At 52.2% G+C, this 20,827-nt stretch carries 12 protein-coding genes; 1 reads left to right on the top strand and 11 read right to left on the bottom strand.

Annotation, left to right across the window (positions count from 1 at the left end; translation table 11 throughout):
• Positions 1-445: 445 nt before the first annotated feature.
• The 5 genes from ACYVH9_RS25525 to ACYVH9_RS25505 all read right to left on the bottom strand — a co-directional run bounded on the left by ACYVH9_RS25525 (position 446) and on the right by ACYVH9_RS25505 (position 9,405).
• On the bottom strand, positions 446-2,113 hold the full coding sequence (locus tag ACYVH9_RS25525; RefSeq protein WP_460639260.1) for a hypothetical protein: 1,668 nt from the start codon (positions 2,111-2,113) through the stop codon (positions 446-448).
• A gap of 66 nt (positions 2,114-2,179) precedes the next feature.
• Entirely contained in the window at positions 2,180-3,877 is a 1,698-nt protein-coding gene (locus tag ACYVH9_RS25520; RefSeq protein WP_460639259.1) for a RagB/SusD family nutrient uptake outer membrane protein, read from the bottom strand.
• A 13-nt stretch (positions 3,878-3,890) separates the two neighbouring features.
• Entirely contained in the window at positions 3,891-7,361 is a 3,471-nt protein-coding gene (locus ACYVH9_RS25515) for a TonB-dependent receptor (RefSeq protein ID WP_460639258.1), read from the bottom strand.
• 173 nt (positions 7,362-7,534) lie between these two features.
• Positions 7,535-8,692, bottom strand: a complete 1,158-nt coding sequence (locus tag ACYVH9_RS25510; RefSeq protein ID WP_460639257.1) for a FecR family protein — start codon at positions 8,690-8,692, stop codon at positions 7,535-7,537.
• A gap of 92 nt (positions 8,693-8,784) precedes the next feature.
• A complete protein-coding gene (locus tag ACYVH9_RS25505; RefSeq protein WP_460639256.1) occupies positions 8,785-9,405 on the bottom strand; it encodes an RNA polymerase sigma factor in 621 nt (206 codons plus the stop codon).
• 415 nt (positions 9,406-9,820) lie between these two features.
• On the opposite strand from ACYVH9_RS25505, the gene ACYVH9_RS25500 reads away from it, so the two are divergent.
• The gene (locus ACYVH9_RS25500) at positions 9,821-13,372 is read left to right on the top strand and encodes a carboxypeptidase regulatory-like domain-containing protein (RefSeq protein WP_460639255.1); all 3,552 of its coding nucleotides are present in this window, start codon (positions 9,821-9,823) and stop codon (positions 13,370-13,372) included.
• Positions 13,373-13,460: 88 nt separating this feature from the next.
• On the opposite strand, the gene ACYVH9_RS25495 is transcribed toward ACYVH9_RS25500, so the two are convergent.
• The 6 genes from ACYVH9_RS25495 to ACYVH9_RS25470 all read right to left on the bottom strand — a co-directional run bounded on the left by ACYVH9_RS25495 (position 13,461) and on the right by ACYVH9_RS25470 (position 20,815).
• Positions 13,461-15,311 carry an MGH1-like glycoside hydrolase domain-containing protein gene (locus ACYVH9_RS25495; protein WP_460639254.1) on the bottom strand — a complete coding sequence of 617 codons (1,851 nt, stop codon included), beginning with the start codon at positions 15,309-15,311 and terminating at the stop codon, positions 13,461-13,463.
• Positions 15,312-15,609: 298 nt separating this feature from the next.
• Positions 15,610-16,311 carry a (Fe-S)-binding protein gene (locus ACYVH9_RS25490; RefSeq protein WP_460639253.1) on the bottom strand — a complete coding sequence of 234 codons (702 nt, stop codon included), beginning with the start codon at positions 16,309-16,311 and terminating at the stop codon, positions 15,610-15,612.
• An 8-nt stretch (positions 16,312-16,319) separates the two neighbouring features.
• Positions 16,320-17,105, bottom strand: a complete 786-nt coding sequence (locus ACYVH9_RS25485) for an L-fucose dehydrogenase (RefSeq protein ID WP_460639252.1) — start codon at positions 17,103-17,105, stop codon at positions 16,320-16,322.
• Positions 17,106-17,109: 4 nt separating this feature from the next.
• Positions 17,110-17,778: a LutC/YkgG family protein gene (locus ACYVH9_RS25480; RefSeq protein ID WP_460639251.1), complete on the bottom strand. Its 669-nt coding sequence runs from the start codon at positions 17,776-17,778 to the stop codon at positions 17,110-17,112.
• A gap of 38 nt (positions 17,779-17,816) precedes the next feature.
• On the bottom strand, positions 17,817-19,193 hold the full coding sequence (locus ACYVH9_RS25475) for a lactate utilization protein B (RefSeq protein WP_460639250.1): 1,377 nt from the start codon (positions 19,191-19,193) through the stop codon (positions 17,817-17,819).
• 14 nt (positions 19,194-19,207) lie between these two features.
• The gene (locus ACYVH9_RS25470; RefSeq protein WP_460639249.1) at positions 19,208-20,815 is read right to left on the bottom strand and encodes a sodium:solute symporter; all 1,608 of its coding nucleotides are present in this window, start codon (positions 20,813-20,815) and stop codon (positions 19,208-19,210) included.
• Positions 20,816-20,827: the final 12 nt, after the last annotated feature.

The raw sequence follows: 20,827 nt of genomic DNA, 5'->3' as shown, positions 1-20,827 counted from the left end.
GCCCTATATTCGGGCTTTAAGTGAAGGAAGACCATTGACATTCCTATTAAACAAACCTCTATAGATTATTAAAAGTTATATTGTTCCCTACCAAGATCCTGATAATATCTAAAGCCCCAACGACTCGATCTTGTTTTAGGCACTTTCTTAATATTGTAGAAGCTTCGACAGCCGGGTGAATACATACTGTAGATTAGAGGCAAGGCAAATTTAGTTTTAGATAGGCTATCTTGAGGAGTTCTAATAAGAGTCAGTTTGGTCTGCAATTGTCTGATGACAAGTGAATCCTGATGTAATACTTTCTCAATCGCTTATGATAAAATGGGTTTAGAACTAAACTCAAAAAGGAACCTATTCTCGGCCAGATTAGTCAAACCCGAATTTTCTTACTTTTCGATACAGATGTAATCAGAAAATCAAGGTTCGACCAATCTAAGACCAACGATTATTGATTGGCCAAAAGTAACTCTAGGCTATTGCCCTGGGGTTTTAACCGAAATACGGCTCCGTTGGCCGGTTTTTCAAAGCTCCCCTTTTGGGCTTTGAGGTGATAAGGGTGATTCTCAAACGTATAGCTGACCTGCTTGGCCTGTACCGAAGTGATTGGTGTGGCCATTCCGTCGGCGACGGTCAGGTCCAGGTACCAGTTCGGATCAGATTTGCCTTTGCGTAGCACGGTTAAGGAGCGCTCTTTAATGTCCAGTTCAAAACTGCCCTCACCCACGGGCCACGAAACATGAACCGTGCTTTTGTCGACGTTGGTAAAGGTAGGATTGCCGCCTTTTACCGGTGTTTCTTTTCCGTTTACCCGCGTCATCAGGCGCAAACCGGCCAGGTTCCCCCGCTTGCTCCAGAGATAGCCATCGACCACGGGCAGGGTGAAGAACGAACACTCGTTGGATTGGGCCACCTCCGTGGTGTACTTATCCGCGATCTGCTCGTTAAACAGGTGAATGTCCCGAATGCGCAACGTATTATCTTCCCAAAGGACGTTTAGCCGGTAAAAACGGCTGTTGTACCAGATCGTTTTTTGATCGCTACCGGCGATATCCTTGCTTACCGCGAACGAAGTGGCTGGCGTTACGGGATAGGTTTTTTTGAACCACAAGCCCGACTGTTCCATCGTCTCTACCCGAATTTTTCCTTCTTTCTTTAACTGCGCCATCAGCGGCATTTGCAGTTCAAGCCCTTTCTGCATGGCTTCCCAGGTAAACGAGTTCTCCTGACCCGCCTGGGTGTAATTAAAGTTCAAGGCCGGGTCGTTGGTAAAAGTGGTAAAGAACCACTGAATCCATTCTTCACTACCGCCCGCTTTGGGATAAACGGGTTCTAGGGTGATCACGCCCTGCCGGGCTGAACTGACTCCGGTGTCATATTGCCGGATTGGGTCGCTGCCCAGCAGTCTGAACACGGGTACGGGAAGCTGTTTGGATGCGTTTTGAGCGGGCATGTACGAGTTGATGCGGCTGGGATAATACGCTTGGTTCCAGTATCCGCCCCAGAGGGTATAACCGTCAGTTCCGTACTGATCCTTGCAGTTGGCCGACGCCACGATTTTATACTTATCGTACATATAATTGAGCGAATGGGCATCAATAAACCAGGAGGCAATCGTTCGTGGGTAATAGCCAAAAATAGCTTTAAAATCAGCCATGTAAACGTCGATCAGCTTTTCACGCTCGGCGGGCGTATACCCCGTGGAAAACCCTACGTCGGCATGCCAGTCCCAGGGGTAACGGCCCCGCCATTTGAGACCCGCTTTCTCGACCAGCGGTTGCGGAATTTCCCACCAGCCGCCAATTTCGAACTGGTCTTTCGGCAGTTTTTTCAACAATTGCTGGTAGCGATTATCCATCAGCGCATCGTATTGAAGCAGGAACGTGCCGCCCAACTGGTATTGATTCATCAGCTCGACCTGCTTGACAACGGTTTCATACAGCACCTCCTGGGTTATTTTGGCATCGCGCGGTTCGAGCAACCGAATGAAGTTGACGATGTTCACTATTTTGGGTTCTGATGCGCGCGGGGCATTGTTACGCTGTGCCTGGGCCGTAAAAGCCGAAAACGCGGCTACGAGGATAAATAGAGATCGAAGGATCGTGTTCTTACTCATACGTATTTTTAGTTCAAGCGAATCGGTAAAAAACGGGCAGGAAGCCTCCTGCCCGTTTTTGGGCTTTTACCAGCCCGGATTTTGTTTCAGTTCCTGACCATTGTTGGCGTAAAAGGCAATCTCGCGGGTGGGCAAGGGTTGTAAATAGTCTTTGGCCGGATTAAATTTTCGGTTCCGCTCGGCAATCAGAAACCCGTTGGCGTCTACCCGGTTCAGGTAACTGGGATCGTTGTAGGGCGCCCGCGTAGCCCAGCTTGTGCCGGTTATTTTAATGCCCTTTACATCCTGCGGCATCTCGGTCTCGGCCGTTTTCCACCGGCGCAGATCGTCATACCGGAACCCTTCCAGGCACAGTTCTACCGTACGCTCCCGGCGAATCTCGGTTTGCAGGTTGAGCCGGTTGGTAGTCACAAAGGCATTCGTCAAAGCGGGCATGTTGACCCGGGCGCGAAGCTTGTTGATCGAGAGGTTGATATCCTCGTCGCTGATGCTGCCGTTCCGTTCATAAACGGCTTCCGCGTAATTCAGCAACACTTCGGCGTAGCGAATCAGGTGACGGTCAAAATCAAAGAGGCTGGCACTACCCAAACGCCCCGAGTTGTTGGCAGCCGGATCTTCCGACATGTATTTGTAAAGGATGTAGCCCGTGTTAAAATTCCGTTGGGGCTTGTCGGGCCAGTTCTCCACCTTCGTAACCGGAAAGAAAACGCGGTTGATCAGCGTCCCCGGAATAATCATGGTCATGGTCATGCGGGGGTCGCGGTCTTCAAATTCGGAGGTAAAGGTGGCATAGCCACGAAACACCGAACCGGGAGCGGTAATGGGCAGTCCGTTCTTATCGAGGTACATGTCCACCATTTTACGGGTTGGATTATAACCATCCTGATCGTACATATAGGGAGCATCGTGGCCGAAGATGTTGCGGGCATACCGGCGGTCCAGGATGGATTCCTTCGAATCATCCCCCGCTTCGAGAAACAGGTACCGGTAACTTTGCGCACCGCTACCCGTATACAAGGCGTAGGTACCCGCGTCAATGACCTGACGGGAGGTGGCGATGGCTTGATCGAGGTACTTGTTCGCGCTGGCTTCGCCCCGGAATTTCTGCCAGGTACCCTCAAACAACGCCACGCGGGAAGCCAATGCCAGGGCCGCTCCTTTCGTAATCCGGCCAATGTCGGGCGCGCTTAGGTCGGCCTGTACAGGCAGGTCGGCCTGGGCTTCCTGCAAATCCTTCAGGATCAGGTCGGCGGTTTCGGAGCGGCTGGAACGGGGCGCAAACAGCTCCGCATCGCCGACTTGGAGTACCTTCGTAATCAGGGGCACACCGCCGTAGATTCGTAACAACCGCCAGTAGTACCAGGCTCTGAAAAACTTGGCTTCGGCCACGTATTTTTTGATGTCAGCCTCGGTTTTGCCCGCGCCTTTTTCAATGATATTATTCGCCGAACGGATATTGGTGTAGCTGCTTGTCCACTGCGAAGAGGTTTCGGCGGGCTGCAGATTCCCGTTGCTGACCACGTTGGGCGTATTGAAGGCAATGTCAGACTCGGTATCCTCCGTACCGAAGCCGTTCAATCCGTTGTATAAATTGTTGGCGGCCAGTTTGAAATCATTACCCGTTCGCCAGAAGGTGGCATCGGTAATGGTGTCCTGAGAAACCAGATTCAGCTCATCCTGACAGGAAGTGACACTCATTGTCCCGACTAACGCCAGCGTAAACAGTCTAATAGGGAGCGTGTATTTAATATAATTCCGTTTCATAAGGGTGGGCGGTTTAGAAGCTTACGTTAAGGCCAAGTGAATAAACTTTGTTGAACGGATAGGTGCCTTCGTTGCGGTAGCCATCTTCGGGGTCGAAATTGCCGCCCAAAGTGCCTTTCGAGAAGGTAAATACGTCTTGGCCGCTTAGATAAACCCGGGCTGAAGCTATTTTAAGGCTCTTGGCAACATTAGCCGGTAGATTAAAGCCGACCGTAATCACCTTGAAACGGAGGTAAGCCACATTATGCAGGGTATTGGCCGACGCACGGTAGTTGTAACTGTTGATATCGTCGAATCCCAAATTCCCCGGAATGTATCGTGGGTAAGTGGCATCGGGCCGTTCGGGGCTCCATGTTTTCCCGTAATAATATTCAAGACTTGGCCAGAAGAAGGTGTTGGGCCGGCTGATGTTCCCCTCATAAATGACATCGCGTTTGCCAACACCCTGTAAAAACAAGGCCAGATCGAACGCTTTGTAGCGAACACTGATGTTGGAGGAGAAATTGTACCGGGGCGTCAAATTACCCAGGTAAACCATATCGCCCGCCAACCCTTTGGTCTTATCGCCAAAGGCCGTCAACCGTCCGTCGCCATCCACATCTTTGTACATGACGTCGCCGATGGCCAGCCGGGAAGGTACGCCCTGCAATTGCCGGTAGCTGTCTAGCTGGGCCTGCGTTTTTATAATGCCGTCATAAACGTATCCGAAATACGAGTAGATGGGGTAGCCCTGCCGGACAAAGTTCAATCCCTCGCTGTAGTTATCCGAGTTTTTCAACTCAACGAGTTTATTGTAACTATCACTCAACTGCACGGTCACACTGTAGTTGAAATCACGGATGTTGTCTTTCCAGGTGGCAATGGCCTCAAATCCTTTGGTGATCAGTTTCCCCTGGTTGGAGGAGGGCGGAGTAGCACCGAAAGTGGCCGGAACCGCCACATTGACCAGCATGTCGTTGTTGATCTTGTTGAAATAGTCAAACGAGAAGGTGAGACGCGAGTTGAGCACGGCTACGTCGATGCCTATGTTTCGGTTCTCGACGGTCTCCCAGGTGCGATCCGCCGAGGCAGGACTGGCATTTGCACCAGCTACGCCCGCATTGGGTGAACCCAACGGATAGACACCGCCCACGGTAATTAAAGGAATGTAATCAAACAGGCCCAGGCTGGCAATTTCCTGGTTGCCGGTTCGTCCCCACGACAGGCGCGTTTTCAGCATATCGAATACTTTCGCGTTTTTAATAAAGCGTTCCTCCGACAGATTGTAAGCGACAGCAACCGACGGGAACAGAGCGCTCTGGCGCCGGTCGGGGGCAAATTTGGAGCTACCATCGGCCCGGGCCGTGACATCCACGATCAGTCGGTTCTTGAACGAGTAGCTAGCGCGGCCGAAATACGAGGTCAGGGCCTGGTTGTTGAGCAATCCCGAAAAATTAGCGTAAGCGGCTTTGGTCCGATCGGCCAGATTGAGCGTAAAAATGTCATTGCTGGCAAAGTTATAACCCGTAATGTTCTGCCCTTCGTTTCGGGTTTGCTCCAGCGAAGCCCCACCAGTTAGATCAATGTGGTGGTCAGCACTCAGGTCTTTGTTGTAGTCAAAATAGACCTGATACAGCTTATTCAACCGCTTGGTATTGGCATACGCAGCCGAGTTAGGCGTCTGACGAATGTCCTGCACCCCACCGGCATAATTATAACGGGTTAGGGTTGGCGAGGTGGAATTCGTGTTGTTGTACTCAAACCGCACCGCAGCCTGCCCAGTTACTTTCAAGCCGGGCAAGAGGAGATAATCCAGCTTAAAGTTGGTCGCAAAACGCGACAGATTCCCCTTCGCGGTTCCGCCTTCGGCCAAGTATTGCGCCGGATTTTCATAGCCCTGATACCCATAGAACTGACCAACGGAATTATAAACCGGGGCGTACGGAAACTGGCGGGTCACGTTGGTGAGGGCGCTACCCAGCAAGGTGGGATTTACCGTGGCCTGGTTATCAAAGTTGGTGCGGGTTTCAATGTTCACCTTGCTGCTGGGGCGCAGGTCATAATTCAGGCGCAGATTATAGCGATCCGATTTATTGTCGCCAAACCGCACGATGCCATTATCCCGATTGTAGCCCAGCGAAATAAGGTAGTTGTTGTTCTCCCCGCCACCCGATACCGATAGGTTATGTAACTGCTGCGTCGCATTTTGGTAAATGGCTTTGTTCCAGTCCGTATAACCATAGAAACCGGGATAATTGGTCACGCCATAATTCCAGCCATTTTGGAGGTCGGGTGCCGCATTCGCCCTGATTTTGTCAAATACTTCCGGCGAAAAGCCGTTGAGACCCGCGTTGCGTAGGCCCTCGTTCATAAATTCGGCAAACTGCAACGTGTTTTGCATCTTACGCAGATAGGTCGGCGTCTTGAAACCCACGTTGCCCGTATAGCTAACTTGCGGAATTCCCTTTTTGCCCCGCTTGGTGGTGACAATGATCACGCCATCGGCGGCACGGGCCCCATAAATGGCGGCAGCGGCATCCTTTAGTACGCTGACGTCGGCAATATCGTTGGGATTCAGGGTACTGAAGGTCGTTACATCGCTGGGCACGTTGTCGATTAAGACCAAAGGCGCGTTCCCGTTGACGGACGAATAGCCCCGGACCTGAAAACCGAAGGTCGAACTTCCCGGCTGACCGCTGGCTCGGGTAATCGTCAGTCCCGGAATGGTTCCCTGCAACGCATCGATCGGGTTATTGACCGGCCGGTTTTCGAATACCTCCGACTTGACGGTTGAAATCGCGCCGGTAACTGCCCCCTTGGCCCGGGTTCCATACCCCACCACGACGACCTCGCTTAGGGCCTTGTTATCGTTGACCAACTTCACGTTAATAACCGTTCGGTTGTTCAGGACAATTTCCTGCGAAACATACCCGATGTAAGAGATAACCAGTGTTTCGCTACCGGTCGGCACCGACAGGGAATAGTGTCCATCGGTGCTGGTGGTCGTACCTACATTTGTCCCTTTGATCACCACACTGGCCCCAGGAAGACCGATATCGTTTTCGTCGGTGATACGCCCCTTTACGTTGACAGCCTGGGCCTCCGTATAGGCTAGTTCCGGGTTGTGCGCTTTCTGTTCGGATACCGCTCGGAACAAAATAATCTGCTTGTTTTCGACCTTGTAATCGAGGCCTACCGGCTTCAGAATCAGATTGAGTACCGTGACCAGGGGTTGGTTATAAGCCGTAACGGAGATCTTCTGATCCGCATCGACAACAGACGAACTGTACGTAAACCGCACATTGGCCTGTTTATGCAGTTGTCCTAATACCGCCTTGATCTCAAGGTTATTGGCCTTGATTGTCACTAAGCGATTCAGTACTTCCTGAGCCTCCGTCGGACGGGCTATTCCGAGCGTGGCAAAAAGGCCCGCCAGTACGATCTGATACGTTGATAACTTCATGATGGCAAGCAATAGCCTAAGCAAATGATAGCTCTTTTTCATAAATTTGTATTGTGGTGTTCAATTCGTGAAAAAATGGGACATAACAACCCCGGCATCTTGTAAAAGATGGTGCTCGCAGGCCAACCGGGTGTTCTTTCAGGGCGGTGATGGCTCCAACATCACCGCCTTTTTTGGTGCCTTATCAATGTGGTATGTTTTTTTACATAGGCAGATTAACGTTTACAACCTTTACTGGTAATTTCAATGGAATCATTGGTGATGCGATAGGATGCGCCAATAGCCCTGCAAATGCTGCTGAGCCGTTCGGGCAAAGTTTCTTCGGCAAACGTGGTCGTAATCCGGCAGGTAGCCAGCACTGATTCATCGAAGGTGATGTCTACTTCATAAAGCCGGGACAGGGTACGAAAGACATCAGCCACTTGCTGGTCATCAAATGTGACTTCCGTAGGGCCCACAGCGGGGGCCACCGCCAGTTGACGAGGAATGGGCAGGACCTTGGGACGAGCGCTGAGTGAGCTGGGCGAAAAAATCACCTGTTGGTTGGGAACCAGGGTTATTCCGGTTGGGTCTTGCTGGGCGCTCGGTTTCAATCGATCAAACTCAGCCCGGTTAAAGATTGACACTTTTCCCGTGCGAACCATGACCCGTACGGTGGCGTCTTTGGTAAAAGCCTGTATCCGGAAGCTCGTACCCAGCACTTTGGTGACGACCGTGGTCGTGTAAACCAGAAAGGGTTGCGCGGCATTTTTATGGATGTCGAAAAAAGCCTCACCCACCAGGCGAACAGGGCGGGACGTGCCCGTAAAAGAGACTGGATAGGTCAGCTGACTATGAGGTGACAGCGTGACGACACTCCCGTCGCTCAGCAGCACCGTCATTGGACGGCTCGTCTGGTTTGATTTTTCAATCAAATCCTGCTGCATTTTCTCAACAATACCCTGATTGTGATGAACGGGCTGACTGTACCAGTAAACGCCGATACCCAGGATCAGGACAAATACGGCGGCCCACTTTACCCAGTTTTGCTGCCAGAGCGGTCGGACCAACCCCTTTTCGCTGGCATCATGGGTGGTGTGCAACGACGCATCGGCCCGTTGGATTAAACGGTTAATGTCTTCTTTTAAAACATCAGGGGTCAGGTCATCCCGAAAACGGGTTTGAACCGCTAATACGAGTGTTTGTGCCTGGGCTATTACCGGCTCCTTATGGGGATGTTGCCGAAGCCATGTGTCCCAGAAATTAACCTGCTCCAACTCCTCCAGATCAACCGTAGTACGGTCCCACTCCGGCTGGGCATGATGCATTACCCAAATAACAAACGAAGGCGTAATGGCAAAATCTTCCGGAGTATAGTCAAGATAGGAGTTCATGGGCAAAGCAGAAACGCACGTTTAACTAGCTAAGTCTGCCTTGGCGGGGTGGATAACCAAAAATAGAAAACTATTTTTTTATAATTATTTAACTATCTATTAATCAAAGCATAACTATTTAAAATAAGCAACAACGGTAAGCTCGAATCGTACCAATTGTTTTTCAATTCTTTCAAGGATCGGTACAACAAGTTGGCAACGCTGGGCCGTGACAGATTCATTACTTCGGCGATCTGATCATGATCGAGTTGTTGATAGAATCGGAGATAGATGATCTCCTGCTGTCGTTTCGTGAGCTGGCCAATCTGCCGGTGAAGGTGTCGAATTAGTTCTTGCTGCTGTTCACTGGCAACAATGAATTGTTCGATAGAAGGCTCGTCTTCCGTCCGGAATTCAACGTCAGCCTGGAGCGCGGCCTTGAAGTGTTTGGCGCGAACACTTTCTTTGATCAGCTTATGACGAAATGCTTTCAGTAAGTAGGCCTTCACGAAAACCGTATCGCTCAACTGTGCCCGGCGGTTCCAGAGATCGTAAAACAGCTCCTGAATACAATCACGGATCAATTCGGAATCGGCCGAGAATCGGGTTCCGTAATTATAAAGTAGCCGGTAATAGTGCTCAGAGAGTTGACCAAATGCTGCCGCATCCCCCGCTTTGAAGCGAAGCCATTGATCGAAGGCCGATTGATCGGTAGTTGATTTGGACGAATTCACGGAAACGGTTCCAATTAGCGTAGCGAACAAAAATATTAAAAATTAAGACCAAAGGCAGAATTAGTTGGATAAATTACGGCTTATCGCCGAATCTTAGCAATAAAAACAAACCGGCGGTTGAAAACAGGATGCTGCTGACCCTAGAGCTGATCGATCGCAAAATACGCTATAAGCGGTAGACGGCAAATCATCATCGGCAAGATCACCCTGCCGGAATCATGCCTTCGGAACCGAGCGGCCTTTTCGTAGCAGGCCGTTGGCCCCGCACTCGGTTGATAGAAAGCCTGGGATAGCGTATGGCCTGTGTGAACCCCGAAAACACCCAAGAAGGTGTGCATTGGTGACATGGTACATGGTCCAGCCACAAGTAAAATTACCGGGCGGTGGTCTTTTTAATGGGGCTAATTTCATCACTATGCGTTGCTCATTTTTGAGCGGCTGGCTAACGGCCGTTCTACTTCTGGGATCAATCCTGTCGGCACATGGACAAACAACCGCTGTACTGACCGGCTACGTAACCGATGCCACAACGGGAAAACCCATGCCCTTTGCCCACGTCTATGTTAGTGGATCAACGCGGGGTGCCACTACTGACGAAAAGGGCTATTATTCGTTGGTGGGTATACCATTGGGCACGGTTGAAATAGCGGCTTCGTTTGTGGGTTATCAACCGGCTACGCGAAAAATTCGGTTTGAAAATACAGCTCCGCAAAAAGCCGATTTCCGGCTGCAAGAAAGTGAACAAATGCTGGATGCCGTAACCGTACGGGGCAATCCGAAAAGCTGGGAACGGCACTTGCGTCAGTTTAAAAAACAACTCTTCGGCGAGCCGTTTGGCGGGCAATGCCTACTGGTAAACAGCGATGCGCTCTATTTTAAAGAAGACAAAGATCATCTGTATGCGACGGCAAGCGAACCCTTAATTATTGAAAATCAGGCACTGGGGTATCGACTGATGTATGCCTTGCAACATTTCGATGTTTCAGCATCGGGCAATTTTTATTCGGCGGGTATGGCCCGTTTCGAAGAATTAAAACCCGAGAATGAACGGCAGGCCAACCGTTTCCGGCGGAATCGGCTGATGGCTTATAAAGGATCGATCAGGCACTTGATGGCCAGTCTGATTGACAATACATTCGAACAGGCGGGTTTTATGGTTTATCAGGAAGATGCCACGAAGCCGATTTCCAGCGAAGGCCGGACCATTACGCTGGCCGCTGCGATTAGCGACTACAAGCGGTTGATTCCGATTCAGGTTTCTACGGTCATTCAACCCGGCCGATTAGCGACGGAACGCCGATTGGTTTCGTCCCGGAAACTGATTGTGTTTTATAGGCATGCGTCCTCGGGTTTCTCGCCCTATCCCGATGCGCGTTACGCCTACACCGAAATGAAACTACCCAGCGGTCAGCTCCAAATGGCCGTGAATGGGGTGATTACGATGCCTGAAGGAATGGAAGCGGTAGGATCGATGGGAAATGACCGGCTATCGACCATGTTGCCCGCCGACTGGAAACCCGACGGGAATCAGCAGGAGGCATTGACAAACGAACCGTTGGCTACCCAGGGAAAACTCGCGCTACCCGACACCTGCCTGGGGCGGATCAGGGCGACCTTCAACAAGCAATTCAACTTGCTGGCTCCTACGGTATTTGTACACATCGACAAACCTTTTTACGCCACCGGCGATCGGCTCTGGATGAGCACCTACTTACTTGACGCGACTAGTTACCAGCTAGCCGGTGGCGAAACGGCCCTGCATGTCGACCTGCTTACACCAACCGGGAAACTCGTGGAGCACCAATGGATGCGTATTGTTGATGGACGTGGCAAAGGGAATTTCCGACTGGCTGATACCCTTATGACTGGAACGTATCGTGTACGCGCCTATACGGATGAAGATGACGCCCAGCGACGCCCCGCATTCGAGCGTTCGGTGGCCCTCTATAACCTGGTTCGGACCGACTTATCCATGCCGAATGATTCGGTTCCTCAGCCAGTAGACATTCAGATTCTGCCGGAAGGTGGTCGGTGGATTTCAGGATTGCCAGCACGGCTGGGCGTCAAAATTGTACAGCCTAATGGGCAGGGTCTGGCCATCGCGGGCCGCATTGTTGACGACCTGGGAGCGGAAATAGTTCGTTTCAAGACCAATCCGGAGGGGATGACCAGCGTGTCGTTGGAACCAAAACCGCAACGGACTTACTACGCCGACGTCGTGTATAATAACCAGCCGCAACACGTTCCATTGCCTAAACCCGAAACACAAGGGCTGCTGCTTTCCGCCGATGCCATCAGCGACACCACCCATCTGGCGTTGACCATCAGGAGCGCTAACCGGACCGGTATCGATTCTGTATATATTCTTATTCAACAACACGGCCGGGTAGTCGATGGGCGCAAAATTCTCCTGCAAAATGGAGTGGCGAAGATCAGCTTGCCCATGATGAGTTGGTTACCGGGGCTGGCACAAATCACCCTTTACGATGCCCTGGCCAAGCCGCAAGCCGAGCGATTGGTTTTTGTACCCGAATTCATGGCAGCGGTCCGTGTGAGATTGAGTTTCAACAAAAACCGCTATCAGCCCCGCGAGCAGGTCATCGTAAGCGTCAATTTGACCGATAACGGAGCACCGGCGTCAGCCGCTTTGTCGGCTTCGATCACCGATGCCAGCAAAGTGCCTGATGATACCGCCGAGGCTTCGTTGCCAGCACACTTGTTATTAACGGGAGAGTTGAGGGGACGGATCGAAAACCCTAACCAATACATCGTGAATCACTCGACCGAAACCCGTAAAGCGCTGGACGACCTTTTGCTGACCCAGGGCTGGCGACGGGTCCGCGGCACACCCACAACAGATTCGCTCGGAGGTGTATCGCTCTGGGGTCGTATCCTGAATGCAAAAAATCAACCCATACCCGGTGCAAAACTCACCGTGGTGTCGACCGGATCCGGGAAATCGTTCGTCAAATCAGCAGCCGCTGACGAACGGGGGCGCTTTCGGCTGGCGGGTATGGCCATTGCCGATACGGTGCAACTGATGACCCAATTCGCGGACCGTCAGTCAAAAAAAATCCTTCCTAAAGAAGCCTTTCTGGTTCAGGAACGACCCGGCATAGGATGGGAATCGAGTAAACTTACCCGTTCGCCAAACTGGTCGGCATTACGCGCCCAACTGGAAGCGGTCCGAATTCGACAGGAATCAAACGCCAATTTTTACCGCGACAATACGGCAAAAGTGCTGAGCGAAGTTACGGTTCGAACGCGTAAAATCGAGGGTAGACCCGAGGATATTCAACAGCGTAGTTTACACCAAGAGGCTGATGCGGTTCTGGTGGTCGATGAGAGATCACCAACCTACGCAAATCTCTACGAAATGATTCAGGGACGCTTGACGGGCGTGACAGTTACCCGCGAAGGGGCTGCGCAGGCGCGTAGCTACAAGGTATTTGTGCGGGGTGTGGGTAGTTTCAAAAGTGGGATGCAGCCCTTGTATTTACTGGATGGGGTTCCCATTCAGGACCCTGACGGAACCGCTTTGATGAACTTCAATTCAAGCGATATCGAGCGGATTGAATTACTTAAAAATTCGGGCAAGGCGGGCATATACGGGGTTCGGGGTGGAAATGGCGTTATTGCTTTTTATACCAAGAGCAAACGTTCGATGCAGGGCAGTGCAAAACCAAAATCGGATATGACGCCGATTCAATTTATTGGCTACCCGGCGGTACAGCGCGAATTCTATGTACCACGCTATGATACGGAAACAACCACCGGCACCAGTGCTGGTCCCGTCGATTACCGGGATGTCTTGTACTGGAAACCCATCATGCAAACCGATAGCCAGGGCCATAGCCAGCTCCGTTTTCCGCTTTCAGATGCCGTACAGACGTTGCGCGTGGTGATTCAGGGCGTTACGACTGATGGACGTCCGGTGCTGGGCGTTCAGTTGGTCCGGGTCCAATGAAATAATCTATAACCTGTCCTCGTCAGAACTTGTCGGATGGCTAGTAGCCCGTTGCATTTTGCGGGCCTGAGGGTCGTTGAGCAGGATCTCAAAATTTCTGGTTGCGAAAAGCGGGCTCCTTGCGCAACATGGAATGCAAAAAGCTCCAGCAATAAACCAGGTGTCCCTCATACCCGGCGGGATTGCCCTGCCAGTCAAACACTTCTGCCCCGGACCCCATTTTATCCACAAAACCGTTCTGAAAACCACCCCCGTTGGGAAAAGCCCCGTCCTTTTGCCGCTGAAGCATCGCGTCAAGAATTCTATCGGCTTGCTTGGTCATTCCGACCGTGTAGAGGGCATCAAGCAGGTAAGACGTGTTGATTACACAGCAACCTCCATTCAGGAATTGTTGGAATTCGGAATGATGTTCCATCTCCGAAGGTGGAACGGGACGCAGGCAAACCGGCACCCCCAAATCAAATCGATTAAATCCCGTTGCCTCCAGTGCACGCCAATACTTCTGGAGCATTTTTTTGCCTTTTTCTTCATCGATCAGTCCAGCTGTAATGGCCAGACTTGTCGGTATATCAGAATGAATGTCGTGAAGTTCTCCATCCCGGCTCCTCCACCACCCCAGCCATTCGGTCTCCGAATTGTAGAAGGTGCTAAGAAAAGCGGATTTTAATTTTTTCCCTTGCCGAACATACGTCTCGGCTTGTTTAGGTCGGCCCACCTTTTTTTCAAGGTCAGCAAGGTTATTCAAAGCCCGGTAAGCCAGAATATTTATATACGCATTTTTATGCCCGGATGCGTAGCAATCCCAGGCCATATCAGGGTTGCGCGGGGGGCGAGACCCTTTGTTTCCACTCTGTTTTGATTCGATTATGCCATCACCGTCAATGTCATTATCTGTCATAAATTGTGCTACCAATTCTAACTCTTTCAGGCGCCGTTTCAGCCAATTCGTGTCCCCTGTGGCTTTGACATAGGACCATGCACCGATGATAAGGGATGGATTACCGTCCATGACCATTTGGTGTTGGGAAGGTCGATACGATTTATCGGTCGGGTCAGGATCCCCCTGGTCCTCTTTTCGAGCGGGCTTACCGCCGGCCGTATACCCGATCAACCCGTAATCCGTCATTTTCTGATCCAAAAAATACTCAATCGATCGGCGCAGAATGGGGGGCATCGTCACGCCGGGGGCCAGCTCTGGCATGAAAAGGGTTGCCTCCCCCAGCAAATACAGCAAGCTACTGACCGGGTCACTGAGCGCGTTGTTAGACCAGACCCCAATGGCTTCTTTGCCTCCCCCAGAGGCTCCACAACTCTGATGGATCAGGTTGAACCAGCCCCGTCGGGCCGCAGCCCATCGTTTTTTATCCGTGAATCCTGACGGCATAGGCAATACCGCCGGCACGAATGTCAAATCAGTAGCCGACTTTTTAGTTGGGACCGGTACATTAATTTTTATTCGTATTGACCCTTCACGCCTGTTGCCTTCGGTATACCCGGTGACTGCCTGGCTTTGGGGACTCGTGAGGAGCAGTTGCCCCATGTCGGGGGCGCTTACAATAACCGGCAATTGAAAGTTGCCTTTGTTGGTCCAGTTGCTGCTGATAATGGAGGTAATCGTTTTCCTGGGGTTAAGCGGAAATACCAGTTCCATTTTGTCTACCTGGTCAGATAGGTCATCGTTACTCGCCACCTGCATGCGCAGTTCGCCTTTTCTGGCTGCGATTTCCCAGGTTACCTCTTTATTCTCCGGCAAGGAGAATTTGTAGTGAATGGTTTGTGGATCAATCATTTTTGATTTCACATCCACGACCAGGAGCTGGTTTTCCTTACTGAGGGTTAACACAACGGGTGACTTCAGCAAGTTAATGGTGTCACGTCCGGTTCCCTCCGTATCCCATCCCAGCCTGGTTAGTTTCGCAGAATCCCTGCTCGCTTCCATTTTCAATTGCAAGGAAGGAGAAGAACTGGAAAGTTCAGTAGTTTGGGGGGATTGCCCGGCCCAAAAGATCAATACCGCAGCGCAAACCATAAGGAGGCTGAAAATGGTCTTCCAAGGTAACCGTTTATCGATTCCAGCCTGTTGAATTACATTTTTTAGCGTCATCACTGCCTTATTAATTCGTTTATGTACCACGTAAAAAACCACCGTACCGAGGAACGGCTTTAAGAAAATGGCCTGGTCGAGTCAACCGCACGCCCAGCCGACTCACCTTTTTGCTGGCGATCCTGCTTCTGTTCTACCATCCTGAAGCCAGTACGTCGGCGATGTGCATTGTTTTCAGGGTGTACTCATGGCGTCGGATATAGCCATCCAGTTGCATTAGGCACGAAAGGTCGGTTGAAATGATGTAGTCAGCTCCGACGGCCGAAGCGTTGGCTACTTTTTGTTCCGCCATACTGGTTGAAATAGCTTCATGCTTCACCGAAAAAGTCCCCCCAAACCCGCAGCAGACCTCACAATCATCGGTTTCGATGAGCTGTAAATCTTTCACCTGTTTCAGCAGCGTCCGGGGCGGCTCTTTTATTCCGCATTCCCGCAGGGCTCCGCAGGCATCATGGTAAACCGCCCGGCCGGGAAGGACGGCACCCAGGTCAGCGCACTGCATCACATCGGTAAGAAATTCTGAAAGCTCGTAGAGGTTCGTTTGAAGCGGTTGGGGGCCAGACAGGATCCGGTCGTGGTAATTACGCACAAAGCCGGTGCATGATCCCCCGGGGGCGACGGTGTAAGCCCCGCTGTCGAAATGAGAATGAAAGGTGGCGGCAACGGTTGCACATTCGCCGTGATACCCGGCGTTGAACGCTGGCTGACCGCAACAGGTCTGCGCTGGATTGTAGTGGACTTCGCAGCCGCATTTTTCCAACACTTTTACCATGTTCCACGCGGTTTCGGGAAACAACTGATCGACAAAACAAGGAATGAATAATTGTACTTGCATATCTTGGTTTACGAACGGATCGTCCGGTCGAGATGAACAAACCCACCGTCGACATGGATAAGCTGCCCGGTGGTATGGCTTGATTTTTCAGAAAGGAGGAATGCAACCATCGCAGCAATTTCGTCCGGAGTCGTCATGCGATTCCCCAACGGAATCAACGATTCAATGGCGGCTCGTTTTCCCTCTGGATCGGCAAACGTACGGATCCATTTTTCATACAGCGGTGTCCAGCAGTCGGCGACAATCAGGGCGTTAACGCGGATGCCATACCGAAGGAGTTCTACCGCCCATTCTCTCGTCAGGGCATTACGCCCCCCGTTGGATGCGGCATAAGCAGACGTGCCGCCCTGGCCGGTTTCGGCCGTCCGGGAGCCGATGTTGACAATGGCTCCTTGGGAAGCAATCAGAGCGGGCAATGAAAAATGGGCCATCAGGTAGTAGTGCACGAGGTTGCGGTGCAGGCTTTCCATAAATTGGTCGTAGCTCCCGTTCTCGAGGCTGACTCCGTCGTTGACACCGGCATTGTTAACCAGTCCGTCGATGCGCCCGAACTGGCCAAGCACCGTTTCCACCGCTTTCCGGTTTTCTTCCGGACGCGTGAGCTCAGCAGTGACCTGAAAGGACGCTTTTCCGGCTTTTTCCAATTCCGACACCAGTTGTCGGTTGTCTTCTTTATTCCGCCCGACCACCACCGGGATGGCACCTTCTTCCGCGAGGAGCCGGACGATGCCTTCCCCAATTCCTTTCGCTCCGCCCGTAACGATGATGATTTTCTTTTCCAGTCCGAGATTCATGCTGCTATAAATGAAATGAATAGTCGAGTTGAGCCAACGATGCGTTGCTGCCCAAAAAAAGATATACCTGGGTTGGGCCGTGAACCCCCTTGACCAGGGTTTTCTCAATATCCCCCGTCCGGCTCGGTCCGGAGGCAAAGAAAATGGCCGACGGCAGTCCTTCCCGGTATTTAGCGTGCAGCTCCCCAATCCCGTCCCCGATGTCGTCAACGAGCTGATCGATGGAGGCCACCACGATATGAACCGGCGCATAAACCGTGAGCGCCCGGCCATAATCCTGCGCCGTACTTAACACGATGGTACCGGTGCGTGCGATCAGGCACTCGCAGCCCGTAATAACCGCTTCAGCCGAATCAGAAGCGGTGTTGGCTATCCAGGGAAGCGCTTGCAACCCCAGGTCAAAGGGAAAGGACGCTTTGCTGGCGTACAGGTTCTTCCAGCCGTTTTGCTCCTTTATTTCCCTAAGCTTTTGGTGCAGGATTGGGGTGCTGCCGAACAATTCAAGTTTGCCGTCGAGTGCAGCAAACTCGGCGGCAAACCTTTCCAGCCGGGTTCCTTTTTCCTTTCTGAAAAAATCCCGGACTGGAATTTCCGGATTCAGCGAGTCGGAGGGGTTTCTCAAGGCTTGCGCAATCTTTTCCAATATGTTTTTCCTGGCGGAAGAATGGTCCATTGATCAGGTAGTTTCCGGCTAGTGCCTGGTTGGGTGGGCTACGACTTTTTCTCCTTCCATTGTTTGCTAAACGACTTCCCGGAAAAGATCGGCAGCTTCCGGCGGGGGCCCCACCCGCCGGAAAACAGTGTTTCCATAATTACATTTTTAACACGCCCGCCCACCGCGTCAAGCAGTCGCCGGTTGTTCATCAAGACTTTCCATCCTTTCCAGGCGGTTTTTTCCAAAGAGCTGGTATGGTGATCACGCACGGCACGGTGTCGGTTGTGCAAAAGAAGCTGGTGAAGGCTGATCTTGACCGGACACACGTCGGTGCAGGCTCCACATAACGAAGACGCATAGCTCAGGTGTTTGTTCTCGCTTATTCCTCGCAGGTACGGGGTGATGACGGAGCCGATGGGTCCGCTGTAGGTACTGCGGTAGGTATGGCCTCCAATCGATTTATAAACCGGACACACATTCAGACAGGCTCCGCAGCGGATGCACTGCAAGCTCTCCCGAGCTACCGGGTCGGCCAGAATAGTTGTCCGGCCATTGTCCAGCAGAATGACATACATTTCCTCCGGGCCGTCCACTTCTCCTTTTTTTCGCGGGCCGGTAAAGATCGAATTGTAAACCGTCACTTTTTGTCCCGACCCATGCGTGGCCAGCAGCGGCCAAAAGAGGCCCAAATCGTTTACCGACGGCAGCACTTTCTCAATGCCCGTTAGGACAATATGCGTCTTGGGAAAGCTGGTTGTCAGCCGGGCATTTCCTTCATTTTCAGTGATCGCAATGCCACCGATATCGGCCAGAATGAAGTTAGCTCCGGTAATCCCAATCTCCGCTTCCCGAAATTTCAACCGCAGTTTTTCCCGCGCAGCGAGCGTTAGTTCTTCCGGACTTAATCCCGGGGGGACGCCCATTTTCTCATGAAACAAGTGGGCGACTTCTGCTCTGGTTTTGTGCAGGGAAGGCGCCACGATATGGTACGGAGGCTCATCCGCCAGTTGTTGGATGTATTCGCCAAGGTCGGTTTCGATCACCTCAATGCCGCGAGCGGCCAGAAAGGGATTGAGATGAATCTCCTCCGTAACCATCGATTTACTTTTTACGGCGAGGGAAGCGCGCTTTTGGGCGCAGATCGCACCGATCGCATCGAGTGCCTGCTGTGCGTTTTCCGCCCAGATTACCTTTCCTCCCGCCCGGGTAAAACGGGCCTCAAACGCCAGCAGATACTGATCCAGGTGGGCTAGGGCTTCCGATTTGATGCGGGCGGCCTGCCTTTTCGCGTTTTCCAGGTCGGCAAATTGCTCGGTCCCTTTTCGGAAAGCCTCATCCGATTGCTTCAGCACCCGATTGATAATCGCCCGGTGCTCCAGATCCGCAGCTTTTGCCTTGCTTTCTGTGTGAAAAATCTTTTCGCGGGAGGTCATATCCAAACCTTTTTTCAGTTAAAAATCAAATAGAGGCCGGCCATGATGGTTAGAAGAATGCCGGACAGAACCTTGTAGTTGCCAATCCCTTTCCAGCCAGGCTGGCGTAGCGGGTCCAGCGGGGAACTCCAGTACAGCAGGCTGCTCTCGGCTGTGTGCCGAACGGGAAAAACAAACGAGAGGACAACCTGGAGAAGAACACTAATGCCGAAGAGGTAAAAGGCTGTCATCATGAAGGGAATTTGTCCTAAAAAAGACAGCGGAAATAGCTTTCCGACGGTGAATACCGCTACCCCCAGGAACGAACCGGCCCAGAGGGTATACTGGGCCGATTGGGCCGATGCTTTTTTCCAGAAAACACCCAGCAAAAATACGCAGGTGATGGGGGGAGCTATGTGCGCAATTACGTCGTTAAGCCCCATGAAAAGGCTCTCATACAGGCTGAGCAGGGGAAGCATGGCGATGGAAATCCCCAGCGAAACCACAGCCGCAATCCGGCCAGTGGCGACGAGCGCCTGGTCCGGGATGTCCGGGCGGGAGCGTTTGACCAGATCAAAACTGATCAACGTAGAAATGGAGTTCAAAGCCCCCGATACCTGGCTCATCAGCCCGGAAAGCAGCGCTGCGACGACCAACCCGGAGAGGCCGACCGGCAGGAGTTCCGTGATCATCAGGGTGTAAATTCCTTTGCTGTTAACCAATTTTTCTCCCGCAACCGGGTACGTGGTGATGGACGACAGGTTCAGCTGCCCTTTTGCTGCGAGCGCGTAGGCCATCAGGCCCGGCAACACAAATAGAAAGACCGGCAGAACTTTAATGAAGCCACAAAACAAAGCCCCGGTTTGGGCGTGGTGACGGTCTTTGGCTCCCAGAGCACGTTGCACGATGGTCTGGTCGGCACACCAGTACCAGATGCCCAGCACCGGGTATCCCAGAAAGACCGCATACCAGGGAATCCCGCCAGGGTCCCCGGAAGGTCTCAGCATTGACAGTTTATCCAGATTGCCGGTCCGGGTCAGCGTATCCGTGAACTCCGTCCACCCCCCCAGTTTATGCCAGGCCGCGACGGTAATGACGAGCGCGCCGGCGACCAGGACGACCGTTTGAACCGACTCCGTCACAACCACGGCTTTCAGCCCACCGATCACCGTATAGATGGTGACCAGAACCGATAGGACCGACACGCTGAGGTACATGTTGATGCCGAGCAGGGTTTCCAGCACGATACCGCCCGCCAATAGCGAAAAGGCAATATGGACGATCATGGCCGACAGGATGGAAATAACCGTCAGCCAGTCGCGACAGGCGCGGTTGTAGCGTTTCTCCAGGAAATCCGGGAGGGTGGCGACCCCCGACCGGATGTAGAAAGGAATGAAAAAAACCGCCAGCAGGATGAGGGTGAAAGCGGCCATCCATTCGAAATTGCCGGACAGCAAGCCAGTGTCGAAGCCGGACTGCGCCAGGCTCACCAGGTGAATGCACGAGATATTGGTGGCAAACAGCGCCAGGCCAATGGTCGGCCAGCGGAGCGATTTGCCAGCCAGGAAGTAGTCGGTGGAGCCAAGGGTTTCCGTCCGGCGCCCGCGGCCTTTCAAGCCCGCCCGAAGCCCGATGCAAACCATTACCACTATGTA

The sequence above is a fragment of the Larkinella harenae genome (genome assembly GCF_054780515.1).
This window is presented reverse-complemented; position numbering and strand designations above follow the sequence as displayed.